Raw genomic sequence first — 14,160 nt, forward strand, 5'->3', positions numbered from 1 at the left:
ATCACCTGCCGCCTGACACGCGCCCCGGCCCGCCCGCCGACTGCCCTCTCGCACCGGCCCTCAGCCCACCCGCCGGCAGCCCTCTCGCACCGGCCCTCAGCCCACCCGCCGGCAGCCCCCTCACACCCGCCCCGCCCGCCCCCTCACACCAGCCCTCAGCCCGCCGGCCGACTGTCCCCTGGCATTCGCCCGGCCGCCCACCGGCTGATCCCTCGCACCCGCTCCGGCCCGCCCGGCACCCGTTCCCTCGCCTGTTCTCGCGCAGTCGGTTCCCCGTCATCCCTTCGGACACTGCCGTCTGGTGCACTTCCCACGCGTCCTGGGAAAGTTGACGAGACCTCAGGGGGATCTGTGACGCGTCGTCAGAAGCGGTTCGGATCAGGCAGAACGTTCGTCGCGGTGCTCGCCGCGCTCGGCACACTCACAGGTGCGGCCCTGACCGGGGCGGCACCGGCAGGGGCGGCACCGGCGGGTGCCGCGCCGGAGGAGACCCGGATCGCACCGGGCGTCCTCTATCAGCAGCTCGACATCCAGGCGGCCATGGGGCCGACGCGCGTCCATGTGCTCGGCGTCGATCTGCGCGACCCGCGCGTGCGGCTCGATCTGCTGCATCCGGGAGCGGTGGCCGCACGGGCGACCGTGTCCCGACTGGCCGACGCCCAGGGAGCGGTGGCCGGCGTCAACGGCGACTTCTTCAACATCACCGAGACCCAGCACCCGGGCGTCCCCGCGACCGGCGCGAGCGTCGGACCCGTGATCGCGCGGGGCGAGGCGCTGAAGGGGGCGGTCCCGGACGGTCAGCGGTTCGGCCCGGCGCTGCCGCCGGGCACGAGCACCCGGGACGTGGTGGGCGTCGGGGCCGACCGGCGGGCCCGGCTGGACAGCCTGGCCCTGGAGGGGTCGGTCACCGCGCCGCAGGGGAAGCGGCCGCTCGGTGGCCTCAACCAGTACGCCCTGCCGGTCGACTCCGTCGGCGCGTTCACGTCGGCGTGGGGCAGCGTCTCCCGGATGCGCGCCACCTGCGGCACCGACACCGACCGGGCGGCGCCGTGCAGCACGGAGACCCACGAGGTGACGGTCAGGAACGGCAAGGTGGTGTCGAGTGCCGACGCTCCGGGCAGCGGTCCGGTCGCCGCGGGGACGACGGTGCTCGTCGGCCGTGAGGCGGGCGCGCGGTGGCTGACGAAGGTGAAGGTGGGCGAGCGCGTCGCGGTACGGCAGCGGCTGGTGGCGTCGGCGACACGGCTCCCGTACCGCTTCGCACTGGGCGGATATCCGGTCCTCAGGGGCGGGCGGCCGCTGCCCGGCCTGGACGACCGGACGGCGGCGGTGCGCACCGCCGTGGGCATCGCGGAGAGCGGGCGGCGGGTGCTGCTGCTCGCGGTGGACGGCGCCGCCGAGTACCGCACCGGCCTGACGATCGCCGAGGTGGCGGACACGATGCGCCGGCTGGGCGCGGTGCACGCCTTCAGCCTGGACGGCGGTGGCTCCTCGACGCTGGTCGCCCGCGCTCCGGGCGCGGACACCGTCTCCGTACGCAACCATCCGAGCGGCGGCGTGGAGCGCCCGGTGCCGAACGGCATCGGGGTGTTCTCCGTCAGGTGAGGGGGCACGGCGACCTCACGGTCTGAGGCCGCTCACGATGTCGGCCGTGGCCGTGAGGCCGCTGTGAATGGTCGGGGCGATGCTCGAACCCGCGAGGTAGAAGCCGAGCAGCAGGCAGACGATCGCGTGCGTGAGCTTGAGCCCCCCGTTCCGTACGAAGATCACCGCCAGGATGAACAGCAACAGCACCACAGAGATGGAAATGGCCATCGTGAACCTCCTCCGCCACGTCCGCTTCGCGGCGTTCGGCCGCAAGTGTGGCGTAGCGGAGGGTTCCTCCGGGCGGCTGACCTGTCCCCCGAAAGTGTGGTGTCCGCGACCGGCGGGCGGGTGACGGTCAGACCCGCCCGTGAGCGTCCAGGAACGCCTCCAGTCCGAGCAGGTCGTCGGTGTTGATGAAATCGACGTCCGCGGCGAGCAACTCGCCCCACAGCGCGTCCCGTTCGGGTCCCGCGATGTCCGGCGTGGCCCAGAACCGCACCTTCTGCCCGCGCGAGTGCGCCGCCCGCATGGTGTCGCGCAGCTTCTGCCGCTCGGCCGCCGGGAACTCGCCCGCGCCCCGCCAGCTGAAGCTCAGCGTCCAGTTGTCGCTGATCAGCGGGACGAAGGAGGCGGGCGCCGGGCTGCCGAGGTCCGCGAGCCGGCCGTCGTAGAAGGCGTGGCGCACCTTCTGCGCCTCCATCGGCGCACGCGCCGCCCGGTCGCCGGAGATGACGGCGGTGACCGGACCGGGCAGGACCTTGCCGTGGGCGTACGTCGTGAACAGGTGCCGGTGGCGGCGCAGATGCCGGTCGAGTTCGCGGTACGTCGAGGAGCCCTCGGTCTTGATGTCGATCAGCAGCTGGAGCGAGCCGCGGTGCCCGCGGTACACCGAGCCGCGGTTGGCGCGGACGCGCGCGGCGAGGGTGTCGAGGTAGAGGGACTCCAGGGTGCGGGCCGGGTCGAGGTCCTCGGGGTCGTGGGCGACGAGGAGCTGGTCGCCCACGAGGTAGATGTCGGCCTCGACGCTGCCGAAGCGGTGGTCGAGGGCGTCGAGGAGCGGACGGGGGTGCTCGTAGTCGTTGTGCGCGTGGGCACGCCACAGCGGGCGCGGCGGACGGGGACGGTGCCCGCGGTCGTCCGCCAGCGCGCTCGCGCCGGGCAGGGCCACCGCGCCCGCGAGGGCGGCGCCGAAGGTGGTGAGGGCTCTGCGACGGGTGGTGAGGGCCATGCTCTGCCTCCCTGGTGTGGGCGGGGAACGGAACCTCAGCGAGTATGGGGTTCACGGCCGCTCAACTGGCAGACGGGGGCTGGTGAGTTGGCCGGACCGCCGTCATGAGTTCACTTCACCGGCGTACCCGCACCGAAAAGCCCGCCCCAGGTGGGACGGGCTTTCCTCGGGGTTCCCTCGGGGTTCGGGCGCGCTTCGGCGGCGCGTCCCGGCTGTACGTCAGGGGGCTTGAAGGTCCACCAGTTCGGCGAGCGCAGCGCGGTGGGCGCCCGCGGTGCCGTAGGCCAGGGAGTCCGCCTTGGCCCGCTTGAGATACAGGTGTGCCGGGTGCTCCCAGGTCATTCCGATGCCGCCGTGCAGTTGCAGCGCCTCCTCGGCGGCGCGCACCGCCACCGGCGCGGCGTAGGCCTGGGCCACCGCCACCGACACGTCGACGTCCTCGCCGGTCGCGAGCGCGTCCGCCGCGGCGCGTGCCGCGGCCCGCAGATGGACGACCTCCAGCCAGCGCTGGGCGAGCCGGTGCTTGAGCGCCTGGAACCCGCCGACGGGCCGGTTGAACTGCTTGCGCTCCTTGAGGTAGCGGACGGTCTCGGTCAGCGCCCAGTCGGCGAGTCCGAGTTGTTCGGATGCGAGCAGTCCGGCGCCGGTCCGCAGGGCGCGGCGGACGGCCGGTTCGGCGTCTCCGAGGCGACGGCCCGCGACACCGTTCAGCGCGACGGCCGCGAGGGGCCGGGTGAGGTCGAGAGAGATCTGCGGAGTGACGGTGACGGCCGAGGCGTCGACCGCGTACAGACCACCGTCGTCCGCGGGCACCAGCAGCAGATCGGCACCCGCGGCGTCGGCGATGCCAGTCAACTCGCCGTGCAGAGTGCCGTCTTCGACCCGGACGGTGGCGAAGGCGACACCGGGAGCAAGGTGCAGGGCGACGGCGAGCGCGCCGACCAGCGTCGCGGATGCCAGCTGCGTGAGCAGGTCGTCGGCCCCGCACTCCAGCAGCGCCTCGGTCGCGACGACCGCACTCGTCAGATACGGCACGGGCGCAACCGCTCGCCCGAGTTCCTCCAGGACGACGGCCGCCTCCCGGTGCGAGGCGCCCTGGCCGTCGAGCTCCAGCGGGATCAGCAGACCCGCGAGACCCATGCCGTCGGTGAGCGTCTTCCACAGCGAGACGTCGTGCGGAGTGTCCGACTCGGTACGCGCGATCACCCCGGCCGGGTCGAGGCGGTCAGCGAGCAGGTCCCGCACCGCCGAGCGGAGGGCCTCTTCCTCCTCCGAGTAGAGAAGATCGGTCATCGGGCCAGGTCCTTCCAGGCGACGTCCTTGTCGGTGCGCGGCTCGGACGGCAGTCCGAGGACCCGCTCGGCGACGATGTTCAGCAGGACCTCGCTGGTCCCGCCCTCGATGCTGTTGCCCTTGGAGCGGAGGTAGCGGTAGCCGGCGTCACGGCCGGTGAAGTCCACCAGCTCGGGCCGGCGCATGGTCCAGTCGTCGTACAGGAGCCCCTCTTCGCCCAGGAGTTCGACCTCCAGGCCGCTGATCTCCTGGTTGAGGCGGGCGAAGGCGAGCTTCATGCCGGAGCCCTCGGGCCCGGGATGCCCCGCGACGAGTTGCTGGCGCAGCCGTTCGCCGGTGAGCCGGGCGACCTCGGCCTCCACCCACAGGGTGAGCAGCCGCTGGTGGAGGTCGTGGGTGCGCAGTTCCGGGCGCTCGCGCCAGGTGGCCGAGACGGGGCCGATCATGCCGCCCTCGCGGGGCAGCCGCATGCCGCCGATGGACACGCGCTCGTTCATGAGCGTGGTCTGCGCGACGCGCCAGCCGTCGCCGACCTCCCCGAGGCGGCGCGCGTCCGGGATCCGGACGTCCGTCAGGAACACCTCGTTGAACTCGGCCTCGCCGGTGATCTGGCGCAGCGGCCGCACCTCGACGCCGGGGTCGGTCATGTCGCAGACGAAGTAGGTGATGCCCTGGTGCTTGGGGACGTCCGGGTCGGTGCGGGCGATGAGGATGCCCCAGCGGGCGACGTGCGCGCTGGACGTCCACACCTTCTGCCCGTCGACCACCCAGCCGTCTCCGTCACGCACGGCCCGGGTGCCCAGCGCGGCGAGGTCGGAGCCGGCGCCGGGCTCGCTGAACAGCTGGCACCAGACCTCCTCCCCCACCCATAGGGGCCGCAGGTAGCGCCGCTTCTGCTCCTCGGTGCCGTAGCGCAGGATCGTGGGCGCGGCCATGCCGAGGCCGATGCCGATCCGCCGGGGGTCGTTGTCCGGAGCCCCCGCGGCCTCCAACTCGGCGTCCACCACGGCCTGGAGCGAGCGGGGGGCGCCGAGCCCGCCGAGCCCTTCGGGGTAGTGCACCCAGGCGAGCCCGGCGTCGAAGCGGGCTTCGAGGAAGTCCACGCGGTCCGTGGTCCCGGGCGGGTGCGCGGCCAGCAGTTCCCCGGTCCTTCGGCGCAGTTCGGCGGCGTCGGTCATGCGGCGGCTCCGTTCTCCGGGACGACGGCGACGCGGCCGGTGGTCACTCCGTCGGCGACCCGCTGCACGGCGGCCGCGGCTCCGCTCAGCGGCACGCGCTCGCTCACCAGCGGCTTGATCGCGCCCCGGGCGGCCAGTTCGGTGAGCTGCTCGTGGCAGTGCTGGACCAGCTTGGGGTTCCTGGTGTTGTAGAGGCCCCAGTGCAGTCCGAGGATCGCGTAGTTCTTGACGAGGGCGTGGTTGAGCGCGGGGCTCGGGATGGCGCCGCTCGCGAAGCCGACGACCACGATCCGGCCCTCGAAGGCGACCGCCTTGGCGGACTGGGTGTACGCGTCGCCGCCCACCGGGTCGTAGACCACGTCGGCGCCCCGGCCGCCGGTGGCCGCCTTCACCGCCGCGACGACGTCCTCGGCACGCCGGTCGATCACGGTGTCGCAGCCGAGCTCGCGGGCGACGGCCGCCTTCTCGGCTCCGCCCACCACGCCGATGACCGTGGCGCCGGCGGCCTTGCCGAGCTGGACGGCCGCGCTGCCGACCCCGCCGGCGGCGGCGTGCACGAGCAGCGTCTCGCCGGCCTCCAGCCGGGCCCGCCGGTGCAGGCCGAACCAGCCGGTCTGGTAGCCGATGTGCAGCGCGGCGGCCTCGGCGTCGTCGAGCGCGTCGGGCGCGGGCAGCAGGGCGGCCGCGTCGGCGACGGTGTACTCGGCGAAGCCGCCGTGGGGCAGCGCCGGGTTGGCGATCACGCGGCGGCCGTCCTCGGTCTCGCCGCAGATCTCCACGCCGGGCGTGAAGGGCAGCGGGGGCCGGACCTGGTACTGCCCCCGGCAGAGCAGGGCGTCCGGGAAGTTGATGTTGGCGGCCCGCACCTTCAGCAGGACCTGGCCGTCGCCGGGCGTGGGCGTCGCCACGTCACCGAGGCGCATCACCTCGCTCGGCTCGCCGTTCTCGTGCACCTGCCATGCCTGCATGCGGGGCCTCCACGGGGGACTGCGTCGTCTGACCGGATCCACCGCATACTAAGCGGTCGCTTGCCCCCTGTGAACAGTCGGGGAGGCCACGCCTGCTCCGGCCGCGCCGGAAGCAGCCAATCCCTCACGCCTGCTTCGGGCGGGCCCGCACATGCATCCGCTCCCCCTGTGGCCCGAACAGGCTCAGGAACTCCACCGGCCCCTCCCCCGTCGACCCGAACCAGTGCGGGACCCGGGTGTCGAACTCCGCCGCCTCGCCCGCCGTGAGCACCACGTCGTGCTCCCCCAGCACCAGCCGGAGCCGCCCGGACAGCACGTACAGCCACTCGTACCCCTCGTGGGTCCGCGGCTCCGGTTCCAGGGCGCGCTGCGGCTCCAGCACCTTGAACGCCTGGAGGCCGCCGGGCTGGCGGGTGAGCGGCCAGTGGACCCGGCCGTACCGCTCGATCGGCTGGGACCGCACCCGCGGATCGCTCACGGAGGGCGCGCCGACCAGTTCGTCCAGCGGCACCTGATGGGCCTGCGCGATCGGCAGCAGCAGCTCCAGGCTGGGCTTGCGCAGGCCGGACTCCAGCCGGGAGAGCGTGCTCACCGAGATGCCGGTCACCTCCGACAGCCCGGACAGCGTCACCTCCCGCTCCTTCCGGATCCGCCGCAGCCGCGGCCCCACCCCTGCGAGGACATCGTCGGTCGTCATGCCGCTATTGCAGATTCGGCAAACGTATTTGTCAATCCCGCAGCGGGCGCGCGACCGTCTGGCGTGGAGGTGGTCACCATGACCGGAACAACCGAGTCCTACGAAGTGGTCGTCATCGGCGGCGGCGCGGCGGGGCTGTCCGCCGCGCTCGTCCTCGGCAGGGCCAGGCGCCGCACCCTCGTCGTCGACGCGGGCGAGCCGCGCAACGCGCCCGCCGCGCACATGCAGGGCTATCTGACACGGGACGGCATGTCGCCCGCCGAGTTCCTCGCGACCGGCAGGGAGGAGATCGCGCGGTACGGCGTACGGCTGGTCCGGGACCGGGCGGTCGACCTCACCCGGGGCGAGGACGACTTCGCGGTGGAGCTGGCGAGCGGCCGGACGGTGCGCGCCCGGCGCCTGGTCGTCACCACCGGCCTCGCCGACGAGCTGCCGGAGGTGCCCGGTGTCGCCGAGCGGTTCGGCAGGGACGTGCTGCACTGCCCGTACTGCCACGGCTGGGAGGTCCGCGACCAGGCGTTCGGCGTGCTCGCCACCGGTCCGCAGAACGTGCACCAGGCCCTGATCGTCACCCAGTGGTCGAAGGACGTGACGTTCTTCCTGCACCGGGTCGCCGAGGAGGATCTGTCCGACGACGACCTACGCCGGCTCGCCGCGGCGGGGGTCGAGGTGGTGCCCGGTGAGGTCGAGGACGTGGTCGTCGAGAACGACCGGCTCACCGGAGTCCGGCTGGCGGACGGCACGGTCCACGACCGGGAGGTGGTGTTCACCGCACCCCGGGCCGTCCCGCGGACGGGCCTGCTGGAGCGGCTGGGCGCCGAACTGAACGAAACGCCGTTCGGCGCGTACGCCGTGGTGGACGCGACCGGGCTGACGACCGTGCCGGGCGTGTGGGCCGCCGGCAACGCGACCGGGTTCGCCGAGCAGGTCGTGAACGCGGCGAGCGGCGGGTACCGCGCGGGCGCCACGATCAACGGGGAGCTGCTGATGTCCGATCTCGACGCCGCCGTCCAGGTGTAGGCCCCCCGTCCCCGGTGCACCATGACTGCATGCTGCTGACCCGGCTCGCCGACGTGTCCCGGGAGGTCGCCGCCACCTCGGCGCGGTCCCGCAAGATCGCCCTGCTCGCCGGGTTGTTCCGGGAGGCGGAGCCGGACGACGTGCCGGTGGTCATCCCGTATCTCGCGGGCCGACTGCCGCAGGGCCGGCTCGGCATCGGATGGAAGGTGCTCGGCCGCCCGGTCGAACCGGCCGCCGCGCCCGGCCTGACCGTGCGCGAGGTGGACGCCCGCCTCACCGCGCTCGGCGCGGTCGCCGGCACCGGCTCGCAGGCGGAGCGCGCCCGCCTGGTCGGCGAGCTGATGGGCGCCGCCACCGAGGACGAGCAGCGCTTCCTGACCGGCCTGCTCACGGGCGAGGTCCGGCAGGGCGCGCTGGAGGCGGTCGCGGTCGAGGGGCTGGCGCAGGCGACCGGGGCGCCCGCCACGGACGTGCGGCGGGCGGTGATGCTGGCGGGGTCGCTGCAGGACGTCGCCCGGGCGCTGCTCGCCGACGGGCCCGAGGCCCTGGACCGTTTCCGCCTGACCGTGGGCCGCCCGGTGCTGCCGATGCTCGCGCACACCGCGTCCTCGGTGACCGAGGCGGTCGGCAAGCTCGGCGCCTGCGCCGTCGAGGAGAAGCTGGACGGCATCCGCGTCCAGGTCCACCGCGACGGCGACGACGTACGCCTCTACACCCGCACCCTCGACGACATCACCGACCGGCTGCCCGAGCTGACCTCGGCCGCGCGGGAGCTGCGCGGGGAGCGGTTCGTGCTGGACGGCGAGGTGATCGCCTTCGACGAGGACGGCCGGCCGCGCTCCTTCCAGGAGACGGCCGGCCGGGTCGGCTCCCGGGTGGACGTGGCCACCGCCGCGCGGGCGGTCCCGGTCTCCCCCGTCTTCTTCGACGCGCTCTCCGTCGGCGGCCGCGACCTGCTGGACCTGCCGTTCGCCGAGCGGCACGCGGAACTCGCCCGGCTGGTCCCCGAGCCGATGCGGGTGCGGCGGACGGTGGTGTCGGGCCCCGAGGACGTACCCGCCGCCGAGGAGTTCCTGGCGGAGACGCTGCGCCGCGGCCACGAGGGCGTCGTCGTCAAGGCGCTGGACGCGCCGTACAGCGCGGGGCGGCGCGGGGCTTCCTGGCTGAAGCTCAAGCCGGTGCACACCCTCGACCTGGTGGTCCTGGCCGCCGAGTGGGGACACGGCCGCCGCACCGGCAGGCTGTCCAACCTGCACCTCGGCGCCCGCACGGCCGACGGCGGCTTCGCGATGCTCGGCAAGACGTTCAAGGGAATGACCGACGCCATGCTGGCCTGGCAGACCGAGCGGTTGCAGGAGCTGGCCGTCGCGTCCGAGGGCCACGTGGTGACCGTGCGCCCCGAACTCGTCGTCGAGATCGCCTACGACGGCCTGCAGAGGTCGACCCGCTACCCGGCCGGCGTGACCCTCCGCTTCGCGCGCGTGCTGCGCTACCGCGAGGACAAGCGCCCCGAGGACGCGGACACCGTGGAGACCCTGCTGGCCGCCCATCCGCAGGTCCGGCCGTGAGGTCCCGGCGCAGCGCGGGCCTGCTGCTGTTCCGGCACACCGACGGTGGCCCGGAGGTGTTGCTGGGCCACATGGGCGGACCGCTCTGGGCCCGCCGGGACGCGGGTGCGTGGACCGTGCCGAAGGGCGAGCACGACCCGGAGGAGCCCGCCTGGGAGGCGGCCCGCCGGGAGTTCCAGGAGGAACTCGGGCTGCCGCCGCCGGACGGCGAGGCGGTGCCCCTCGGTGAGGTCCGGCAGAGCGGCGGCAAGATCGTCACGGCGTGGGCGGTGGAGGCCGACCTCGACCCCCGCTCCGTCACACCGGGCACGTTCACCATGGAGTGGCCCCCGAGGTCGGGGCGCACCGCGGAGTTCCCGGAGCTCGACCGGGTGGCCTGGTTCGGCCTGGACCGGGCCCGTGAGGTGATCGTCAAGGCGCAGTCCGCGTTTCTCGACCGGCTGGCGGAGCACTCGTCGCGAGGATGACCCGCACGCGTTGCGGCGGCCACCGCCGCGCGGGAAGGTCGAAGCACAGCAGCTCCTTTGGAGGTCAGCCATGCCCATCGCGACGGTGAACCCGGCGAACGGCGAGACGATCAAGACGTACGAGGCCATGGGCGCCGAGGAGATCGAGCGCCGGATCCAGCTCGCCGAGGCCACGTTCCGCACCTACCGGGAGAGCGGCTTCGCCGAGCGCGCACGGCTGCTGAACCGGGCCGCGGACCTTCTGGACGAGGACCAGCAGGACATCGGCCGTGTCATGACCACGGAGATGGGCAAGCCGGTCAAGCAGGCCCGCGCCGAGGCCGCGAAGTGCGCCAAGGCGATGCGCTGGTACGCCGCCAACGCCGAGAGCCTGCTCGCCGACGAGGAGCCCGCCGAGTCCGACGTCCGGGACTCCGGTGCCTCCCGGGTCCACGTCCGCTACCGGCCGCTCGGGCCGGTGCTCGCGGTGATGCCGTGGAACTTCCCGCTGTGGCAGGTGATCCGCTTCGCGGCGCCCGCGCTGATGGCGGGCAACGTCGGCCTGCTCAAGCACGCCTCGAACGTGCCCCAGACCGCCCTCTACCTGGAGGACCTGTTCCACCGGGCGGGCTTCACCGAGGGCTGCTTCCAGACCCTGCTGATCGGGTCCGCCGCGGTCGACGAGATCCTGCGCGACGAGCGGGTCAAGGCGGCGACCCTGACCGGCAGCGAGCCGGCCGGGCGCGCGGTGGCCTCCACGGCCGGGGAGATGGTCAAGAAGACGGTGCTGGAGCTGGGCGGCAGCGACCCCTTCGTCGTCATGCCGTCGGCGGACGTCGACCGGGCGGCCCAGGTCGCGGTGACGGCCCGGGTGCAGAACAACGGGCAGTCGTGCATCGCGGCAAAGCGGTTCATCGTGCACACGGACGTCTACGACGCGTTCGCGGAGCGCTTCACGGAGGCCATGAAGGCGCTCAAGGTCGGCGACCCGATGACGGAGGAGACGGAGGTCGGGCCGCTGGCCAGCGAGCAGGGCCGGGCCGACGTGGAGGAGCTGGTGGACGACGCCCGGCGCAGCGGTGCCACGGTCCTGTGCGGCGGTGAGCGGCCCGCGGGCGATGGCTGGTACTACCCGCCGACAGTGCTCGCGGACATCACCCGCGAGATGCGCATCCACCGCGAGGAGGCGTTCGGGCCGGTGGCCACGCTGTACCGGGCGGGTGACCTGGACGAGGCGGTGCTCATCGCCAACGACTCGCCGTTCGGCCTGAGTTCCAACGTCTGGACGCGCGAGGAGGCGGACGTCGACCGGTTCGTGCGGGACCTGGAGGCGGGCGGGGTCTTCGTCAACGGGATGACCGCCTCCCATCCGGCGTTCCCGTTCGGCGGGGTGAAGCGCTCCGGGTACGGCCGTGAGCTGTCCGGGCACGGAATCCGCGAGTTCTGCAACATCACGACCGTATGGCACGGAGCGTGAGGGTTCCAGGGCTACGATCCCCTTTGTGAACCGCGAAGTGACTCTGCCTCTGATCGTCGACGACCGCGGTACCTTGCAGGTGGCCGCGTCCGACGTGAGCAAGCTGCTCCGCACGGTGGGCGGCCGGTGGCTGCGTCTGGTCGAGGCCGGCCAGGAGGGACTCGACGAGGACACCGTGGCGACGCTGACGATCGAGCTGGCGAAGCTGGCCGACCGGATCGACGTCGCGTGCATCGCACACAGCAGCGGAGCCGGTTCGTAGCACGGGTGCCGAAAGCCGTCGTCGCCTGGACGGAGTAATCCGGCGAGAGATCGTGGCGCTCCCGGGTGATCGTGGGTTTACACCTTCTCGGAGGTGAACCACCTTCTGACCGGGGCTCACCAGCCTTCGGACGGCGAAAGCAGGCACGGTTCATGGCGACTTTGTGCAGACCCTCGGTGTCCGTTCCAGAACACGTGATCACGATGGAAGAGACGCTGGAGCTGGCACGCTCCCGCCACGCGGACCACCCCCAACTCCCGCTGGCTCTCCGGCTGATCGAGAACACCGGTGTGCGCACCCGGCACATCGTGCAGCCGATCGAGGAAACCCTCAAGCATCCCGGCTTCGAGGCGCGCAACAAGATCTACGAGTCCGAGGCCAAGGCCCGCGTCCCGGCGGTCGTGCAACGGGCGCTCGACGACGCGGAACTCCTCACCACCGACATCGACGTGATCATCTACGTGTCGTGCACGGGCTTCATGATGCCCTCGCTCACGGCGTGGCTGATCAACGAGATGGACTTCTCCAGCACCACCCGCCAGATACCCATAGCCCAGCTGGGCTGTGCGGCGGGCGGCGCGGCCATCAACCGGGCCCATGACTTCTGCGTGGCCTACCCGGAGTGCAACGTGCTGATCGTGGCCTGCGAGTTCTGCTCGCTGTGCTACCAGCCGACCGACATCGGCATCGGGTCGCTGCTGTCCAACGGCCTGTTCGGCGACGGCGTCGCCGCCGCCGTGGTCCGCGGCCGCGGCGGCACCGGGGTGAAGCTGGAGCGCAACGGCTCGTACCTGATCCCCAAGACCGAGGACTGGATCTCGTACGACGTCCGGGCCACCGGGTTCCACTTCCTGCTGGACAAGCGGGTGCCCGGCACCATGGAGCCGCTGGCTCCGGCCCTGCACGAACTGGCGGGCGCCCACGGCTGGGACGCCTCCGACCTGGACTTCTACATCATCCACGCCGGAGGACCCCGCATCCTCGACGACCTCAGCAAGTTCCTGCAGGTCGAGCCGCACGCCTTCCGGTTCAGCCGGGCCACCCTCACCGAGTACGGCAACATCGCCAGCGCCGTCGTCCTGGACGCGCTGCGCAGGCTGTTCGACGAGGGCGGCGCGGAGCACCGGGCACGCGGACTGCTCGCCGGGTTCGGACCCGGCATCACCGCGGAGATGTCCGTGGGGCGCTGGCAGATCGACGAGCCGGCGTGACATGAGCCAGGAGACGATCACGGGGACCGCGCCCCCCGTCCGGCAGTGGCCCGCAACGGATCCGGGCGGAGTCGAGTTCGATCCGGTGCTGCGCGCGCTGATGGACGAGGGGCCGGTCACCCGGGTCCGGCTGCCGAACGGTGAGGACTGGGCCTGGCTGGTCACCCGGCACGACGATGTGCGCACGGTGACCAACGACCCCCGGTTCAGCCGGGCGGCGGTCGTGGACCGGCAGGTCACGCGGCTGGCCCCGCACTTCGTGCCGACGCGTGACGCGGTCGGCCTCCTGGACCCGCCGGACCACACCCGGCTACGCCGCTCCGTGGCCTGCGCGTTCACGGCGCGCGGCGTGGAGCGCCTGCGGGAGAGGTCCCGGCGGATGCTCGACGGCCTGGTGGACGGGCTGCTCGCAAGCGGCCCGCCCGCCGACCTCACCGCGGCGGTGCTCAGCCCGTTCCCGGTCGCGGTGATCTGCGAGCTGATGGGCGTACCGGCCGCCGACCGGCACAGAATGCGCGACTGGACGCGGCTGATCCTGTCCGCCACGCACGGCGCGGACGTCAGCGAACGGGCCAGGAACGAGATGGGCGACTACTTCGCCGATCTCGTCGGGCTCCGGGAGAACAGCACGGGCGAGGACGTCACCTCGCTGCTCGGCGCCGCCCTCGGCCGGGGCGAGATCACGCTGGAGGAGGCCGTGGGCCTGGCCGTGCTGATCCAGATCGGCGGCGAGGCGGTCACCGGCAACAGCGGCCAGATGTTCTACGTCCTGCTCACCCGGCCGGACCTCGCCGAGCGGCTGCGGGCCGAGCCGGGTATCCGCGCCCGCGCCGTCGACGAGCTGCTGCGCTGGATCCCGCACCGCAACGCCGTCGGCCTGTCCCGGATCGCCCTGGAGGACGTGGAGATCGGCGGCCGGCTGATCCGCGCGGGCGACGCGGTCTACGTGTCGTATCTCGCGGCGAACCGGGATCCCGACGTCTTCCCCGACCCCGGGACCATCGACTTCACCCGAGAGCCCAACCCGCATCTGGCGTTCGGCTTCGGGCCGCACTACTGCGTGGGCGGGATGCTGGCGAAGCTGGAGTCGGAGCTGCTGGTCGACGCCCTGTTCGACCGGGTGCCCGGCCTGCGGCTCGCGGTGCCGCCCGAGGAAGTGCCCTTCAGGAAGGGCACCTTGATCCGAGGGCCCCTGGCCCTGCCCGTGACCTGGTGAGGTGAGCAG

The 14,160-nt window shown here is 72.9% G+C and carries 14 protein-coding genes; 8 read left to right on the forward strand and 6 right to left on the reverse strand.

Going from position 1 to position 14,160, the window contains the following annotated elements:
* Positions 1 to 351: 351 nt before the first annotated feature.
* Entirely contained in the window at positions 352 to 1,605 is a 1,254-nt protein-coding gene (locus ACZ7LV_RS19885; RefSeq protein ID WP_471940875.1) for a phosphodiester glycosidase family protein, read from the forward strand.
* Positions 1,606 to 1,620: 15 nt separating this feature from the next.
* Here ACZ7LV_RS19885 and ACZ7LV_RS19890 read toward each other — a convergent pair whose 3' ends face one another.
* The 6 genes from ACZ7LV_RS19890 to ACZ7LV_RS19915 all read right to left on the reverse strand — a co-directional run bounded on the left by ACZ7LV_RS19890 (position 1,621) and on the right by ACZ7LV_RS19915 (position 6,951).
* Positions 1,621 to 1,815 (reverse strand): hypothetical protein, encoded by a 195-nt coding sequence (locus ACZ7LV_RS19890; protein ID WP_365445044.1) that lies wholly within the window; start codon positions 1,813 to 1,815, stop codon positions 1,621 to 1,623.
* 127 nt (positions 1,816 to 1,942) lie between these two features.
* Positions 1,943 to 2,815: a phosphatidylinositol-specific phospholipase C/glycerophosphodiester phosphodiesterase family protein gene (locus ACZ7LV_RS19895; RefSeq protein ID WP_471940877.1), complete on the reverse strand. Its 873-nt coding sequence runs from the start codon at positions 2,813 to 2,815 to the stop codon at positions 1,943 to 1,945.
* Between the two features lie 219 nt (positions 2,816 to 3,034).
* Positions 3,035 to 4,108 carry an acyl-CoA dehydrogenase family protein gene (locus ACZ7LV_RS19900; RefSeq protein ID WP_471940879.1) on the reverse strand — a complete coding sequence of 358 codons (1,074 nt, stop codon included), beginning with the start codon at positions 4,106 to 4,108 and terminating at the stop codon, positions 3,035 to 3,037.
* Entirely contained in the window at positions 4,105 to 5,286 is a 1,182-nt protein-coding gene (locus ACZ7LV_RS19905) for an acyl-CoA dehydrogenase family protein (RefSeq protein WP_471940881.1), read from the reverse strand. The genes ACZ7LV_RS19900 and ACZ7LV_RS19905 overlap by 4 nt, the downstream gene beginning before the upstream one ends.
* Positions 5,283 to 6,254, reverse strand: a complete 972-nt coding sequence (locus ACZ7LV_RS19910; RefSeq protein WP_471940883.1) for an NADPH:quinone oxidoreductase family protein — start codon at positions 6,252 to 6,254, stop codon at positions 5,283 to 5,285. The genes ACZ7LV_RS19905 and ACZ7LV_RS19910 overlap by 4 nt, the downstream gene beginning before the upstream one ends.
* 124 nt (positions 6,255 to 6,378) lie before the next feature.
* Positions 6,379 to 6,951, reverse strand: a complete 573-nt coding sequence (locus tag ACZ7LV_RS19915) for a helix-turn-helix domain-containing protein (protein WP_401671818.1) — start codon at positions 6,949 to 6,951, stop codon at positions 6,379 to 6,381.
* A gap of 78 nt (positions 6,952 to 7,029) precedes the next feature.
* Here ACZ7LV_RS19915 and ACZ7LV_RS19920 point away from each other — a divergent pair, with 78 nt between their 5' ends.
* From ACZ7LV_RS19920 to ACZ7LV_RS19950, 7 genes are all read left to right on the forward strand, one after another.
* Entirely contained in the window at positions 7,030 to 7,971 is a 942-nt protein-coding gene (locus ACZ7LV_RS19920; protein WP_471940884.1) for an NAD(P)/FAD-dependent oxidoreductase, read from the forward strand.
* Positions 7,972 to 8,000: 29 nt separating this feature from the next.
* Entirely contained in the window at positions 8,001 to 9,539 is a 1,539-nt protein-coding gene (locus ACZ7LV_RS19925; RefSeq protein ID WP_471940885.1) for an ATP-dependent DNA ligase, read from the forward strand.
* The gene (locus ACZ7LV_RS19930; protein WP_471940886.1) at positions 9,536 to 10,006 is read left to right on the forward strand and encodes an NUDIX hydrolase; all 471 of its coding nucleotides are present in this window, start codon (positions 9,536 to 9,538) and stop codon (positions 10,004 to 10,006) included. Before ACZ7LV_RS19925 ends, ACZ7LV_RS19930 begins: the two co-directional genes overlap by 4 nt.
* A 70-nt stretch (positions 10,007 to 10,076) precedes the next feature.
* On the forward strand, positions 10,077 to 11,462 hold the full coding sequence (locus ACZ7LV_RS19935) for an NADP-dependent succinic semialdehyde dehydrogenase (protein WP_471940888.1): 1,386 nt from the start codon (positions 10,077 to 10,079) through the stop codon (positions 11,460 to 11,462).
* 25 nt (positions 11,463 to 11,487) lie between these two features.
* Complete coding sequence (locus ACZ7LV_RS19940) at positions 11,488 to 11,724, forward strand: DUF6213 family protein (protein WP_393113363.1); 237 nt, start codon at positions 11,488 to 11,490, stop codon at positions 11,722 to 11,724.
* Between the two features lie 152 nt (positions 11,725 to 11,876).
* A complete protein-coding gene (locus ACZ7LV_RS19945; protein ID WP_471940889.1) occupies positions 11,877 to 12,935 on the forward strand; it encodes a type III polyketide synthase in 1,059 nt (352 codons plus the stop codon).
* 1 nt (position 12,936) lies between these two features.
* On the forward strand, positions 12,937 to 14,151 hold the full coding sequence (locus tag ACZ7LV_RS19950) for a cytochrome P450 (protein WP_471940891.1): 1,215 nt from the start codon (positions 12,937 to 12,939) through the stop codon (positions 14,149 to 14,151).
* Positions 14,152 to 14,160: the final 9 nt, after the last annotated feature.

The sequence above is a fragment of the Streptomyces sp. NPDC107562 genome (assembly GCF_055657325.1).